The organism is Streptomyces sp. NA04227 (assembly GCF_013364195.1).
Classification (GTDB): Bacteria; Actinomycetota; Actinomycetes; order Streptomycetales; family Streptomycetaceae; genus Streptomyces.
In genome coordinates this window covers 911,203-925,607 of record NZ_CP054918.1, presented here as the reverse complement: position 1 = coordinate 925,607, position 14,405 = coordinate 911,203, and the positions used below count along the sequence as shown (strand labels likewise).

Annotated in this window: 13 protein-coding genes; 10 read left to right on the top strand and 3 right to left on the bottom strand. The window is 73.5% G+C overall.

What is annotated here, in order from left to right:
- Nucleotides 1-347: 347 nt before the first annotated feature.
- The 5 genes from HUT18_RS03715 (at nucleotide 348) to HUT18_RS03695 (ending at nucleotide 4,881) form a co-directional block, all read left to right on the top strand.
- Nucleotides 348-1,955 (top strand): sensor histidine kinase KdpD, encoded by a 1,608-nt coding sequence (locus HUT18_RS03715; RefSeq protein WP_176097795.1) that lies wholly within the window; start codon nucleotides 348-350, stop codon nucleotides 1,953-1,955.
- Nucleotides 1,952-2,359: a roadblock/LC7 domain-containing protein gene (locus HUT18_RS03710; protein WP_176097793.1), complete on the top strand. Its 408-nt coding sequence runs from the start codon at nucleotides 1,952-1,954 to the stop codon at nucleotides 2,357-2,359. The genes HUT18_RS03715 and HUT18_RS03710 overlap by 4 nt, the downstream gene beginning before the upstream one ends.
- A complete protein-coding gene (locus HUT18_RS03705; protein ID WP_176097792.1) occupies nucleotides 2,356-2,730 on the top strand; it encodes a DUF742 domain-containing protein in 375 nt (124 codons plus the stop codon). Before HUT18_RS03710 ends, HUT18_RS03705 begins: the two co-directional genes overlap by 4 nt.
- The gene (locus HUT18_RS03700; RefSeq protein WP_176097790.1) at nucleotides 2,711-3,325 is read left to right on the top strand and encodes an ATP/GTP-binding protein; all 615 of its coding nucleotides are present in this window, start codon (nucleotides 2,711-2,713) and stop codon (nucleotides 3,323-3,325) included. Before HUT18_RS03705 ends, HUT18_RS03700 begins: the two co-directional genes overlap by 20 nt.
- Before the next feature lie 74 nt (nucleotides 3,326-3,399).
- Nucleotides 3,400-4,881 (top strand): cytochrome P450, encoded by a 1,482-nt coding sequence (locus tag HUT18_RS03695; RefSeq protein ID WP_176097788.1) that lies wholly within the window; start codon nucleotides 3,400-3,402, stop codon nucleotides 4,879-4,881.
- 50 nt (nucleotides 4,882-4,931) lie between these two features.
- On the opposite strand, the gene HUT18_RS03690 is transcribed toward HUT18_RS03695, so the two are convergent.
- Nucleotides 4,932-5,891, bottom strand: a complete 960-nt coding sequence (locus HUT18_RS03690; RefSeq protein ID WP_176097786.1) for an RluA family pseudouridine synthase — start codon at nucleotides 5,889-5,891, stop codon at nucleotides 4,932-4,934.
- Between the two features lie 143 nt (nucleotides 5,892-6,034).
- Here HUT18_RS03690 and HUT18_RS03685 point away from each other — a divergent pair, with 143 nt between their 5' ends.
- Nucleotides 6,035-6,616: a GNAT family N-acetyltransferase gene (locus HUT18_RS03685; protein ID WP_176097784.1), complete on the top strand. Its 582-nt coding sequence runs from the start codon at nucleotides 6,035-6,037 to the stop codon at nucleotides 6,614-6,616.
- A gap of 99 nt (nucleotides 6,617-6,715) precedes the next feature.
- On the opposite strand, the gene HUT18_RS03680 is transcribed toward HUT18_RS03685, so the two are convergent.
- Both HUT18_RS03680 and HUT18_RS03675 read right to left on the bottom strand, forming a co-directional pair.
- Complete coding sequence (locus HUT18_RS03680) at nucleotides 6,716-7,630, bottom strand: siderophore-interacting protein (protein ID WP_176097783.1); 915 nt, start codon at nucleotides 7,628-7,630, stop codon at nucleotides 6,716-6,718.
- A gap of 139 nt (nucleotides 7,631-7,769) precedes the next feature.
- Nucleotides 7,770-8,690, bottom strand: a complete 921-nt coding sequence (locus tag HUT18_RS03675) for a 5'-3' exonuclease (protein WP_176104269.1) — start codon at nucleotides 8,688-8,690, stop codon at nucleotides 7,770-7,772.
- Nucleotides 8,691-9,057: 367 nt separating this feature from the next.
- On the opposite strand from HUT18_RS03675, the gene HUT18_RS03670 reads away from it, so the two are divergent.
- The 4 genes from HUT18_RS03670 (at nucleotide 9,058) to mycP (ending at nucleotide 14,404) form a co-directional block, all read left to right on the top strand.
- Nucleotides 9,058-9,624 carry a helix-turn-helix domain-containing protein gene (locus HUT18_RS03670; RefSeq protein ID WP_176097781.1) on the top strand — a complete coding sequence of 189 codons (567 nt, stop codon included), beginning with the start codon at nucleotides 9,058-9,060 and terminating at the stop codon, nucleotides 9,622-9,624.
- Nucleotides 9,625-9,789: 165 nt separating this feature from the next.
- Nucleotides 9,790-10,893 (top strand): DUF2510 domain-containing protein, encoded by a 1,104-nt coding sequence (locus tag HUT18_RS03665; protein ID WP_176097779.1) that lies wholly within the window; start codon nucleotides 9,790-9,792, stop codon nucleotides 10,891-10,893.
- A 1,341-nt stretch (nucleotides 10,894-12,234) separates the two neighbouring features.
- Nucleotides 12,235-13,170, top strand: a complete 936-nt coding sequence (locus HUT18_RS03660; RefSeq protein ID WP_176097777.1) for a hypothetical protein — start codon at nucleotides 12,235-12,237, stop codon at nucleotides 13,168-13,170.
- A 52-nt stretch (nucleotides 13,171-13,222) separates the two neighbouring features.
- Nucleotides 13,223-14,404, top strand: coding sequence for a type VII secretion-associated serine protease mycosin (mycP, locus tag HUT18_RS03655; RefSeq protein WP_176097775.1), 1,182 nt, complete (start codon nucleotides 13,223-13,225; stop codon nucleotides 14,402-14,404).
- Nucleotide 14,405: the final 1 nt, after the last annotated feature.

Sequence of the window (14,405 nt, the reverse complement as noted above, 5' to 3'; positions counted from 1 at the left end):
CGCACCGTTCGTCTGTACGGCATCACGCGGCTGACGTCGGGTACCCGCGCCCGCGTCCGGCTGCGGGCGGCTTCGCGCAGCTCAGGTACCGGACCCGGTCACTCCCCGAAGACGGACAACTGCGCTGCGTGCAAATGGAGTCGAGTGTAGAGCCCTGCCGGGGCCGAATTCAGGCGGTTGCGGAATATGACGTGGTGATGTTCCGGCGGGACTAAGCTCGCCCGCAGCGCGCCGAGTTGAGACGGATTCGGGCCTTTGTTCCCTTTGCCTTTTTGTGTGCCCCGAATGCCGTCGCCTCACGGTGGTGCGAGCCAGACGTCCCCCAGCCGACATCTTCGAGGGCAGACATGGTGCGTGTTGAAACGCCTCCCGCCGGCCGTGAAATCCGTTATCTGCGCGTCCTGTTGCTGCCCGCCATACTCATGACCGCCGTCGCGGGCGCGGCCGTGGTCCTGGCGCCCGAGGAGGCCGGAAGTGCGGTCGCCGCCTGCGGAGCGGTGTGCGTCCTGCTGGTGCTCCTGGTGGCCGCACGGCTCGTACGGGCCCGGTACGCGGTAAGCGAGGTGCGCGCCCGGCACGCACAGCAGATCGGCTTCCTCCAGCGGCGGGTGGACGCCCACGAGGAGGAGACCGCGCGCCTCGGCGGCGAACTGCTGCCGGAGGCGCTGCTGCGGCTGCGCCAGGGCGAGTCGCCCGCCGAAGTGGTCCGTTGTGTGGTGGACGCCGACCCGGTCTTCCGTGAACTGCCCATGGCACACCGCGCGTTGCTCCGCGACGTCCTGGAGATCGTGGACACCGAGAGCGCCCTGCGCGAGTCCTCGCAGCTCGCCTTCGTCAACGTCGCCCGCCGCGTACAGGCGATCGTGCACCGCCAGGCCGCCGAACTGCGCGAGATGGAGGAGGACCACGGGCGCAACCCCGAGGTCTTCGACGACCTGCTGCGCATCGACCACGGCACGGCCCTGATCGGCCGCCTCGCCGACTCCGTCACGGTGCTCGGCGGTGCCCGGCCGGGACGCCAATGGCCGGGCCCCGTACCGCTGTTCAGCGTGCTGCGCGGCGCGATGTCGCGCATCCTGGACTACCGGCGGGTCGATCTGCACTCGATCGCGGACGTCTCGATCCTCGGCACCAGCGTGGAACCGCTGATCCACGCCTGCGCCGAACTCCTCGACAACGCCACCCGCTACTCGCCCCCGCAGACACGGGTGCACGTCACCGCCGTGGAGGTGCAGACCGGCATCGCCATCGAGATCGAGGACGGCGGCGTCAGCCTCAGCGAGGAGGCCAGGGCCAGGGCCGAGCGGATGCTGGCCCAGGCACAGGCGGGCATCGACCTCGACGACCTCGGCGAGACCCCCCGGCTCGGCCTCGCCGTCGTCGGACGGCTGGCCCAGATGTACGACATGCAGGTCTCGCTGCGGCAGTCCGCGTACGGCGGGGTCCGGGCCGTACTCGTCGTACCCCGCGAGATGCTCACCACCGCGCCCGCCCCCGGCCTGGCGCACGGTATCGGCGCCTCGGCGGTGCCGCGACTGAACGAGCACGGACGTCTGGTCGCCGAACCGGAACGCCCGGCCAAGAAGCGCCGCCCGACCACCGGCCCGGTGGCCTCGCCGCCCCTGACGCCCGCGACCCTCGGCGGCCACGACGACCCGGACGCCCCGGTGGTCACCGAGTGGCGGCCGAACGGCCTGCCGCAGCGCCGCAGCCGGGTCAGGGCCTCGGCGGCGGGGGGCTTCGCCGCACACACCACGACCGCGACCGCACCGCCGCCGCGCACCGCCCCGGACGCGGCCACCGAACCCGAACCCGGCCTGTGGATCGAGGCGTTCATGTCCGGGGCGTGGGGGCCCTCCCGGCCGGAGCCCGGGGCAGGAGCCGACCCGGCGGCGGGCGGGACAGGCGCGGCACACCCGTACGCGCCGGGCGACCAGGAGGGGAACGACCAGTGATCCAGCAGCGGGCCAACTTCGACTGGATGCTCAAGGAACTCGCCGACGGGGTGCCGCAGACCCGGCAGATCGTGGTGCTCTCCGCGGACGGACTGCGCATCGCCCAGTACGGCGGCGACCCCGACGCGGCCGACCGGATCGCCGCCGCCTGCGCCGGACTGCAGAGCCTCGCGGTGGCCGTCGCACACGAGATCCCCGAGAGCGACGGCCGGATGCGGATGGTGATCATCGAGGTCAGCGGCGGGTTCTTCTATCTGATGGCGGCCGGGGCGGGCGCGTTTCTCGCCGTGCTCGCCGAGGAGACCGTCGACGCCGGGCTGATCGGCAGCCGGATGCGCGATCTGGTGGTACGGATCGGCGCCCACCTCACCTCTCCGCCGCGGCGTGACGGGCAGCCCGTATGACGCCTGGGCGGCGTGAACGGCGCGCCCCGCTGTCCGACTCCGAGGCCAGCCCGGAGCGCTTCTACGTACTGACCGGCTCGGTCGAAGGCGGCGGGCGGGCCGCCCTCGACCTGGTCACCCTGATCGTCGCGCGCGGGGAGGCGCCGCCCACCACGCCGCCCGAACAGGCCGCACTGCTGCGGATGTGCCCGACGCCGCTGTCGGTGGCCGAACTCTCCGCGTATCTGAATCTGCCCTTCAGCGTGGTGACGGTGCTCCTGACCGAGCTGCTCGCGGCCGAACTCGTCGAGGCGCGGGCGCCGTTGGTGCGTTCCGCGCTGCCGGACCGAACCCTTCTCGAATCGGTGATGCATGGACTTCAACAGCTCTGACACCCTCACCGGACCACGGCACGAGGACGGGCTCCCCGCGAGCGCCACCGCGGCCGTGAAGATCGTGATCGTCGGCGGCTTCGGGGTGGGCAAGACCACCATGGTCGGCTCGGTCAGCGAGATCAGACCGCTGACCACCGAGGAGACGATGACGCAGGCCGGGATCGGGATCGACGACGACTTCGGCTCGGCGACGAAGACCGCGACCACCGTCGCCATGGACTTCGGCCGGATCACCCTCACCGACGAGCTCGTCCTGTATCTCTTCGGCACCCCGGGCCAGGAGCGCTTCTGGTTCCTGTGGAACGGCCTGTTCGAGGGCGCGCTCGGTGCCGTCGTCCTGGTCGACACCCGGCGCCTGGAGGTCAGCTTCGACGTCATGGGCCGCCTGGAGGAGTGCGGCGTGCCCTTCGTGGTCGCCGTCAACTCCTTTCCGGACGCGCCCCGTTACCCGCACCCCGAACTGCGCGCCGCGCTCGACCTGCCCGCCGAGGTCCCCCTCGTCGACTGCGACGTCCGCCGCCGCGCCTCCAGCCGCGACGTGCTGCTGACCCTGATGCGCCACCTGTACGCGCTGAGCGGCGCCCCGGCCTGACCGCCGGGACCGACGGCGCAGCGCCGCCCCAACCGCCCACCCTCCCAACGGAACCGGAACCCCGGAGCGACACCGTGACGACCCCTTCGCCCTACCGACCCGGCCCGGACGACACCGCCCTCGCGCCGCCGCCGGGCTGCCCCGCGCACGGCCCCGCGGGCACCCGCCGCCTCTACGGCCCCGAGGCCGAGGACCTCGCCGCCGTCTACGAGAAGCTGCGCGCCGAGCACGGCCCCGTCGCCCCCGCCCTGCTGCACAACGACGTACCCGTCTGGGTCGTGCTCGGCCACGGCGAGAACCTCCAGATGGTGCGCAACTCCTCGCACTTCACCCGCGATTCACGGCACTGGCGCGCGGTGCAGGACGGCTCCGCCGGGCCCGACCATCCGCTCGCGCCGGTCTTCACCTGGCAGCCGATGTGCAGCTTCGTGGAGGGCGCCGAGCACCGCCGGCTGCGCGGCGCGGTCACCGCCGCCATGGCGACCATCGACCACCGCGGCGTGCGGCGGCACATCAACCGCTTCAGCCAGCGCCTGGTCAACCGGTTCTGCGAGGACGGGCAGGCCGATCTGGTCGGCCGGTTCGCCGAGCACCTGCCGATGATGGTCATGTGCCAGGTCCTCGGCATGCCCGAGGAGTACGACGAGCGGATGGTGCAGGCCGCGCGGGACATGATCCAGGGCACCGAGACCGCCATCGCGAGCAACGAGTACGTGATGGCCGCGCTCATGCGCCTGGTCACCCGCCGCCGCGAACGCCCCGAGGAGGACTTCGCCAGCGCCCTGATCACCCATGAGTCACGCCTCTCCGACGACGAGGTGGCCCAGCACCTGAGGCTGGTGCTCATCGCCGCCTACGAGGCCACCGCGAACCTGATCGCCAACGTGCTGCGCATGGTGCTCACCGACCCGAGGTTCCGCGCCCAGTTGAGCGGCGGGCAGATGACGGTGCCCGAGGCGGTCGAGCAGTCGCTGTGGGACGAGCCGCCGTTCAGCGCCATGGTCGGCTACTTCGCCACCCAGGACACCGAACTCGGCGACCGGCACATCCGGGCGGGCGACGGGCTCATCCTCGGTATCGCCCCGGGCAACGTCGACCCGGCGGTACGGCCCGACCCCGCCGCCCCGATGCAGGGCAACCGCGCCCATCTCGCCTTCAGCGGGGGAGCGCACGAGTGCCCCGGCCAGGACATCGGCCGTGCCATCGCCGACACCGGGGTCGACGCCCTGTTCATGCGTCTGCCGGACGTCGAACTCGCCGTGGACCAGGACCAGTTGAGGTGGCGCTCGTCCATTCTGTCCCGGCATCTGGTGGAACTCCCGGTACGGTTCGCGCCCCGGCCCCCGCAGGAACCCTCCGTACGGCCCGGTCGGGTACCGGCCCCGCGGCGGGACTGGCAGGTCTCCAGCGCGGCGGCGGGGCCTGGGCCCGTCCCCGAACGGGTGCCCGATGCGGTGCCGGAGCCCGCTCCCGCGTCGGCGGCGCGCGGACGGCACGCGCAGAGCGAGCCGCGCGCGGGCGTCTGGCAGCGGTTCCTGCGGTGGTGGCGTCGCTGACTCCGGGCGGCCGTTCGGCGGTCGGAGGGGCGACGGTCGGCCATGAACGGTCAGGCGTCAGTGGCTCGGTCGTCGGTCGGCCGGACGTCCCGGCCCGGCCATGCGGACAACTCGCGGCCGCTCTCGAAGCGGTGCCGTTCGCCGGTCACCGGGTCGGTGAACTCCAGGCTGCGCGCGAGCAGTTGGAGCGGCCGGGCGAAGTCCTCGGTGCCCTCGGGGAGGACGTCCGGATAGAGCGGGTCGTGCAGCAGGGGCAGGCCGAGCGCGTTCATGTGCACCCGGAGTTGGTGGGTGCGCCCGGTGTGCGGTACGAGCCGGTAGCGGCCGAGGCCCGCGCGGTGGCCGAGGAGTTCCACCTCGGTCACCGCGTTGGGCTCCCCGGGCACCTCGCGGGCCACGAGTTCGGCCCGGTCCTTCTCGATCCGGCTGCGCACGGTACGCGGCAGCGCCCGCTCCGGCCGGTACGGCGCCAGTCCCTCGTACTCCTTGTGGATACGGCGGTCCCGGAACAGGCCCTGGTAGCGGCCGCGTTCCTCGGGGCGCACCGTGAAGAGCACCAGTCCCGCGGTGAGCCGGTCGAGCCGGTGCGCGGCTCCGAGGCCCGGCAGGCCGAGTTCGCGCCGCAGCCTGGCCAGGGCGGTGTCGGTGACATGCGTGCCGCGCGGTGTGGTGGCCAGGAAGTGCGGTTTGTCGACGACGAGGATGTGCGCGTCGCGGTACACCACCGAGAGGTCGAAGGGCACCGGCTCCTCCGGCGCCAGTTCCCGGTGGAACCACACCAACAGGCCGGGCTCATAAGGGGTTTGGGCGGTCACCGCACTGCCGTCCGCGCGGACGAACTCGCCCCGCTCCAGCATCGCGTCCACCACCGCCGCGCCCGGCGCGAGACGCTCGGCCAGATGCGCCCGTACGGTCGCCCAGTGCCCCTCGCCGGGCAGCCGCAGCCGGACCGGGTCGACCCCCTCGCGCTGGGGGAGCGGGGAGTCGGGGGTGCGCGCTCTACGTCTCACCTGGTCAAGGGTACGTAGGGCGGGGCCGAGGAGGGTCTGGCGTGGCAAGGGGAGGGTTGCCATGCCGAGAGGAAAGGCGCAAACGGCAGCACGGGCACGGTAATTCGGTGCCCCTGCGGCGAGCGGCTTGGCACGATGCCGGTATGCCTATGTTGATCTCCGACGTACTGCCGCCCGGAAGCCTGCGCGGTCGCCCGCAGCCCACGATTCCCGTCGAGGGCGGCCTGGTGCTGCGCCCCTGGTCCGACGACGACGCTCCGGCGGTGCACCGGGTCTTCCAGGATCCGGGGCTGCACCTCTGGCACGCCCGCACCTGTGACTCGGTGGCCGAGGCGGCCGGGCTGATCGAGAGGTGGCGCGGCGACTGGGACGAGGAGAGTGCGGCCTCCTGGGCGGTGAGCCGCGGCGCCGAGGGCGAACTGGTCGGCCGGATCGCCCTGCGGGTCATCCAACTCGCCGACGGCCAGGCGGAGATCGGGTACTGGACCGTGCCCGAGGCGCGCGGACAGCGGGTGGCGCCCCGGGCGCTCGCCGCCCTCGCCGACTGGTCCTTCGGCGAGTTCGGCCTGCACCGCCTGGAACTGCTCCACTCCACGGCCAACGAGGCGTCCTGCCGCGTCGCCGCCCGCACCGGCTTCCTCCTGGAGGGCACCAAACGCCGCTCGATCCTGCACCCGGACGGCTGGCACGACATGCACCTGCACGCGCGGGTCGCCGGGGACTGAGCGGGGTTTGGTTCGGGCGGGGCCTGACTTCCGGCCGGGCCTGGCTTCCGGCCGGGCGGGACCGGACACCCCGGACGGGCGGACCGGGCGAGCCGGGCCTCAGGCCGCCCGGTTTCCCGCCCCCGCCGTCGCCGTGGTCGCGCCGTCAGTCGCCCCCGCCGCCCCGTCCGCCGGGCTCGCCGCGTCCTCGCGCCGCCCCTCCTGCTCGGCCTCCACCTGTGCGTTCCAGTCGCGCTTGGAGGCCTGCCAGCCGTCCTCGTTGTGTCCCAGGCGCCAGTAGCCGGAGACCGAGAGCTGTTCGCGCGGGATCCGGTGCTCCATGCGCAGCAGCCGCCGCAGCTCGCGTACGAACCCGGCCTCGCCGTGCACGAAGGCGTGCACGCGGCCGGGCGGGAAGTCCAGTGCGCGTACGGCCTCGACCAGGGCGGAGCCGACCTGTGCGGTGCCGCGGTGCAGCCAGACGATCTCCGCGTCGGTGGCGATCTTCTGCTCCTCCTCGGGGCCCTCGACCTCCAGGAAGACGCGGGCGGTCGCACCCGCGGGCAGGGCCTCCAGTGCGGTGGCGATCGCCGGGATCGCGCTCTCGTCACCGGCCAGCAGATGCCAGTCGGCCGCCGGGTCGGGCGCGTAGGCGCCGCCGGGGCCGAGCAGCCGGATGCTGTCGCCCGGCCGGACCCGGGTGGCCCAGGGTCCGGCGAGCCCCTCGTCGCCGTGCACCACGAAGTCGAGCGTCAGCTCACGGCGCTCCGGGTCCCAGGCGCGCACGGTGTACGTACGGGTCACCGGCCACGTCTCGCGCGGCAGTTCGGCCCGGATGCGCTGGATGTCGAAGGGCTCGGGGTACTCCACCCCGGCGGGCGGGAAGAGGAGTTTGACGTAGTGGTCGGTGAACTCCCCGGCCTCGAACCGCGCGAGACCCTCACCGCCGAGGACCACCCGTCGCATGTGCGGAGTGAGTTGCTCGGTACGCACCACCCGGGCGAGGTGGGCCTGGGGTGCGGAACGCTTGGCCATCGTGATCCCCCTGCTCGCGGTCGCGCCCCGGCGTGCCACCGGGACGAGTTACTTAGGCTTCCCTAAGTTAACACTTCCGTCCAGGGTGTCTTCGGTTGTGTGACGGCCGGATGCGAACCGTGAGCGGAGGGTGCCGGGATCAGGCCATCGTGCCCATGGCCTGAAGTGTGGTGATCAGCCGCTGCAGCGAGCCGCCGAGGTTCCAGCGGGCCGCCAGGTCCAGTACGGCGTCGGGGTCGCGCGGCGTGCGCGGCAGGGCGGTGTCGACCTCGGGCAGGTCGAGGTCGGTGGCCACCCGCACGACCTTGGGGGCCACCGCGAGATAGGGCCGCGCCTCGTCGAGCCGCTTGCGCTGGGTGGGCGTGAGCTTGGCACCGCGGTCGTCGATCGCCGCGAGGATCCCGGCGAGGTCGCCGAACTGGTCGAGCAGCTTGGCCGCCGTCTTCTCGCCGACGCCGACTACGCCGGGCAGCCCGTCGCTCGGGTCGCCGCGCAGCAGGGCCAGATCCGCGTACCCCGAGCCGTCGACGCCGTACTTCTCGCGCAACAGCGACTCGTCGGTGATCTGGAGCGAACCCACGCCCTTGAGCGGGTAGAGCACCCGCACCCCGCGGGCGTCGTCGACGAGCTGGTACAGGTCGCGGTCGCCGGTCACGATGTCCACCGGACCGCTCGCGCGGGTGGCGAAGGTGCCGATGACGTCGTCCGCCTCGTACCCCGCGACGCCGACCCGGGCGATGCCGAGGGCGTCGAGGACCTCCTCGATCACCGGGACCTGCGGGGACAGGGTGTCGGGCACCTCTTCCTCGTCGGGTCCCGCCGCGCGTTCCTCGGCGACCCGGTGCGCCTTGTACGAGGGGATCAGCTCGACCCGCCACTCGGGCCGCCAGTCCGCGTCCATGCAGGCCACGAGCGCGTCGGGCCGGTGGTCGCGGACCAGTCTGTCGATGAACTCGAGCAGGCCGCGTACCGCGTTGACCGGGGTGCCGTCGGGTGCCTTCACCGACTCCGGCACCCCGAAATAGGCGCGGAAGTAGAGGGAGGCGGTGTCGAGGAGCATGAGCCGTCGCTGAGTCACGCAGGCATCATGCCGCACGGCACCGAGAAGCCCGGGGCGGCACGGAAGGCGACCGGTTCCGCCCGGCCGTTCCGGCGCCCGGGAGGGGCGGAAACCGGTACCCGGGGGAGGCGGACGCCGCTGCCCGGGAGGAGCGGAAAAGGGCCAGCCTCGCGGCAGTGGCCACCTGTTGGGCGGAATTCGGGGAAAACAGTCGCGTGGGCGCCCGATTCACGAGACGGTGTGCAAGCCGTGGGGCGAACCCTGCCTTCCGCTTGCGGAAGATGCGTAAGGTGCAAAGAGACACACCTGACCGCGGTCGGCCGACCGGGCCCGCCGCGGCGCGAGACACGGGAGGGGAGTGGGCGCGATGGACGACAAGGAAAACCGCCGGGTGGGCGCGGCCGTCCGCAGGCGTCGCCGGTCGCTGAACCTCACTCTCGCGGCCGTGGCCGAGCGCAGTGGCCTTTCGGTGCCCTTCCTCAGCCAGGTCGAGAACGACAGGGCGCGACCCAGCCCGCGCTCGCTCCAGAAGGTCGCCGACGCGCTGGGCACCACCGCCGTGGAACTCCTCGACGCCGCCGACCCGGCCCGCGAGGTCGACCTGGTACGCGCCGAACCCGAGGCCGACACCGGCGCGGAGTCCCGGGTGCGCGCCCTGGTCCGTGGCCGCCACCAACTGCACGCCCTGGAGTTCACCGGCGACCACGACGCCCGCCGCGAGTTCCAGCACCGCAACGACGAGCTCCTGTACGTGGCCGACGGCGCCGTGGAGGTCGAGGCCGAGGGCCGCGCGTACCGCCTCGCCCGCGGGGACACCCTGTACCTCACCGGAGGCGTGCGGCACCGGTGGCGGGCCACGGTGCCCGACACCCGGGTACTGGTGGTCGCCGTGGCCGGACACGTCGACGCGGTCGACGAGCGCGGGCGGAGCTGAGCCTGCCGGTGCGCGCGGCGCGCGGCCGGGCGCGCGATGTGTGCGGGGCGCGGACCGGTGCATGCCGTGGCGGGAAGCCGCAAGACGGCGCAAAACGTGGCGTGACCGGTCCCTCACACGGGGGGACCGTGTACGGCCGTTGACGGAGCGCTCTACAGTGCCGCCATGAGCATGTCGACCCCGCCCGGTTGGTATCCGGACCCCGACGCGCCGGGCTCGCAACGCTGGTGGGACGGCTCCGTATGGACCGAGCACCGGCAACCGGCCGGACAGCCCGCGGACACCACCGCGCACGGCGGATTCGGGCCCGCCCAGAACGGCCCCGCGCAGAACGGACCCGGCTACAACGCCCCCACCCAGAACGGTCCGGCGCACAGCGGATTCGGCACCGTACAGGGCGGATTCGGGCCCGCGCAGAACGGACCCGCGCACAGCGGTTTCGAGACGACGCACACCGGGTTCGGGGCGCTGTCCCACAGTGGCGTACCGGACCCGGGCGGCAACCGCGGCAAGGTCATCGCGCTGACCGTGGCGGGTGTGGTCCTCGTCGCCGCGATCGGCATCGGCGCCTTCGCGCTCAGCGGCGACGACGGTGAGCCGGAGGCGGCGCCCAGCCCCACTCCCACCGTCAGCGTGCCCGTCACGCCGACGCCGTCCCCCTCGCCGACCGAAACCGGGTCCAGCGCGCCGCCCGAGGACCCGAACCGGGTGACGGACCAGCTCAACGGGATCACGATGCCGATCATCGAGGGCCGGGAGCGCGCGCAGTACGTCGTCGACCCGCGGGTCCTGCTCACCAGCGGCGATCCGTACGACTGCCCCAGCGGCTCGGGCATGTGCCACTACGCCATGGCCAGTTCGCGTACCGCGCCCGACCCCAACGAGCGCTCGGCGAAGAAGGTCGCGGAAGCCGACATCAAGACCGCGGCCGAGGACGCGTACGACGACGACGTCCTCGGTTCCAAGCCGTACGACGGCATCACCTCGCACAAGCAGGTCAAGGCGGGGCAGATCGCGGTGGCCGGTCGCTCCGGCTACTACGTCCGCTGGCAGGTGAAGACCGGCGCGGGCCCCGGCGGTTACGTACAGTCCCTCGCCTTCCCCTCCAGCGTGGGCTCGGAGTCGATGGTCGTCGTCCGTATCAAGGTGGACGGGGGCAAGGACGCTCCGCCGGTAGGCGACATCGACAAGATCGTCCAGGGCATCCGCTCGGTCGACGACGAGACCGGCGACGGCGGGGTCGGCAACACGGTGGAGCCCAAGGAGTAGGACAGCGCTCCGGCGTGCGCCCGGCCTCGCCCAGAGCGCTCTCGGCGGCCCGATCGCCGCAGGGCAGGGGCCGGATCCAGGCATCCCCGGGGCAGGATTCACGCAGGCTCGGGGGATGATCCGGGCAGATCCGGCCGGAGCCGGGGAGTGAGTGCCGTGGCCCCCGGTTCAGCCCGTAGAGTGACGCGCACGCGTTCGGTGACCGGCCCCGCACGATGGGGTGAGGGAACTGCCGGGCGTGCTGTGCCCGTCCCGAGCCGGGCGACAGTGAACGAGGAACCCGGCCGTGGGGCGGTGGCAGGTGAAGTGGGGGAGCGGCGCATGAACACCGAGGCGCGATACGCCCCCGCACCCCCGCCGCCGAGCACGCCCCCCACCGCCCACGAGGACCCGCGCGAGAACGGTGACCGGAGCGCGGACGCCCGTCGCGCGGAGCCGGAACCCGAGGCGCCCCGACCCGGCGCCGGACGGGAACCCGACGCGCGCGTCGTGACCGAGGGGAGTGGGACCCGGGTGGCCACCGGAGGGGCGGACGTACCGAAGAAGCCGAGCGTTTCCGAGAGTTCGCCCACCGCCCCGGCGTCCGAGGACGCCGCCGCGACCACCCCGGACCCCGGTACGGCCACCGAGGACTCGGGTACGGCCGCGCGCTTCCCGCGCCTCGCCCCGCCCCGTATCGGCGCCATCCCGACGCCTCCACCGCCGCTCGCCTCCTCCCGCTTCCCCGACGCCCCGCCTCCGCCGAGGTCCTCGGCCCGCTTTCCGTCCGCTCCGCCGGCCCCCTCGGCTGCCGCTGCCGCCTCGCAGGGGGACCGTCCGTCGCCGAACGGTCGGGGTCAGGAAACGGAGGGCGGCGAGTCGGGCGTGCGCGTGAATGACGCCTCGCGCGCGACCGGTACTACGGAGATGCCTGGCCCCAGGAGTGGGTCGGACGCCAACGGCTTCGACGGCGCCGTCGCAGAGGGCAGGCCCAACAGGCCCGAGGACCCGAGGACTTCACCGGGTGCGGGGACGGGGACTGGGGCGGCACTGAGTACGGGGACTTCGCGGCACCCGGGGACTTCACCGAGTGCGAGCGCGGCCGCCGAACCTTCCCTGTCCGCGAAATCGGAAGAGGCCCGCACGCCCGGAGGAGTACGGACGCCCGGAGGAACGGCGACACCCCCAGGACCCGGAACCACCGCGACCCCCCGTCCCGCACCCCCAACCGGCGCCCCCCTCCCGCCGGTTCCGCCCACCCCGCCCCCTCCCGTGCCCCCGACCCCCCTGTCCGCCCGACCCGTCTCTCCGCCCCTCCCCGCCCAACCGCCGCCCCCGGCTTCGACGTTGGGCGGGCTCGGTATGCCTCCGGCCGCCCCTGCCGCCCCCGCCGACTCCGCGCGGAGCAAGGCCGAGCGGCGGGCCAGGGGAGCCGTCGACCTGACGCCGGGACCCGGTGCCGGGCGGCCGTTCGTGACGTTCGCGGCGCCGGACACGTATGACGTCGACGACGCGACCACCCGGCTCAGGCCGGTCGCCCGGCGCCGGGCGCCGCGGCTGATGGCGGGCGTCGCCTGTCTCATGCTCGGTGTGGGGCTGCTCGGCGGTGGCGCCGCCGGGAGTCTGCTGGCGGGGGAGGACGGTGCGGTCACCGCGGCCGAGCGGTTTAAGGACGCGGCGGGGCTCTGGCACAACGTCCCCGTCGACGCACTGTTCCCGCCCCGGGTGCGCGGCGACGGCGCGGGCCCCGGCGGGGCGGACCGCACCTGGACCCGGATCGCCGTCGCCCCCGACTCGGGCTGCGAGGACGCCTTCGACCCGCTGCTGAGCAAGGCACTGGCTCCGGTGGGCTGTTCGCGGCTGCTGCGGGCCACGTACACCGATGCCACGCGCAGCCAGATCACCACCGTCGGCCTGCTCTTCACCAAGGGCGAGCAGGAGGCCATGCAGGCGCTGCACGACAGGTTCGAGGACGAGCGGCTCGACCGCCGGGCGGACCTGATGCCGCGCACGTATCCCGTCGAGGGCACCGTGGCCGCCGACTTCGGCAGCGCGCAGCGGGCCTCGTGGCATGTGTCGGTGCTGACCGACGCGCCCGTGGTGGTCTACGCGGTGACCGGCTTCGCCGACGGCCGCAAGGTGTTCGAACCGCAGGCCGCGGGTGCGGCCGTCGACCCCGACGCCAAGACCACCATCGCGCAGGCCGGACTCGGACACGACGCCAAGGGCCTCGCCGACCGCGTCGAGCGGAGCCTGCGCGAGAAGGCCGGGTCCGGTGACGACGCGGACGGCGACTGACCGATGCGGGAGCGGACGAGGTGGCGGACGACGTGAGGGAGCGGGAGTGCCGATGAGGAGCAGCAAGCGGGCCTCGGTCCGGCGCCGTGCCGTCGCCACCGTGGCCCTCGCGGCGGCGCTCGCGCTCGTCGCTCCCGTCGCCGCCCACGCCGACTCCGTACGGGCCAAGGAATGGGGCCTGGAAGCGCTCAAGGCCGAGGAGGCCTGGCGCACCACCAAGGGCGAGGGCGTGACCGTCGCCGTACTGGACACCGGAGTCGACGCCGAGCATCCCGACCTCGCGGGCAATGTGCTGCCCGGCAAGGACGTGGTCGGCTTCGGCGCGAAGCGCGGCGACCGGACCTGGGCCCGGCACGGCACCGCCATGGCGGGCATCATCGCGGGCCACGGGCACGGCGCGGGCAACGAGGACGGAGTGCTCGGGCTCGCTCCCGAGGCCAAGATCCTTCCGGTACGGGTGATCCTGGAGCAGGGCGACCCCGCCCGCCGCAAGGCCCGCGAGAGGCGGGGCAGCGCCCTGGCCCAGGGCATCCGCTGGGCGGCCGACAACGGCGCCGACGTCATCAACCTCTCGCTGGGCGACGACTCCGCCTCGGCCCATCCGGACGCCGCCGAGGACGCGGCGGTGCAGTACGCCCTGAAGAAGGGCGCCGTCCTGGTCGCCTCGGCGGGCAACGGCGGGGAGAAGGGCGACCACGTCTCGTACCCCGCGGCCTATCCGGGGGTGATCGTCGCGACGGCCGTGGACCGCTACGGCTCCCGCGCCCCGTTCTCCACCCGGCGCTGGTACGCCACGGTGAGCGCACCCGGCGTGGAGATCGTGATGGCCGACCCGGACCGCCGCTACTACCAGGGCTGGGGCACCAGCGCCGCGTCCGCCTTCGTCTCGGCGGCCGTCGCCCTGGTCCGCTCCGCACACCCCTCGCTGAGCCCCGCCGAGATCAAGCGCCTGCTCGAACGCACCGCGAAGCCCACCTCCTCGGGCGGCCACGACGACTCCCGCGGCTTCGGCTTCCTGGACCCGGTGGCCGCGCTGCGCGAAGGCGGCAAGGGCGAACAGCGCGGTGCGAGCGCCAAGAGCTACGGCGCCTCGCACTTCGGCCCCGGGCCCGACGGCTCGGGCGACGAACACCCCATCGCCCGCTGGGCCGGACCGTCCGCCGCGGCCCTCGGCCTGGCCCTGGTGGCCGCGGCGGTGTTCCTGCTGCGCGGCCGCCGCCCGGGCGCGCGCTGAA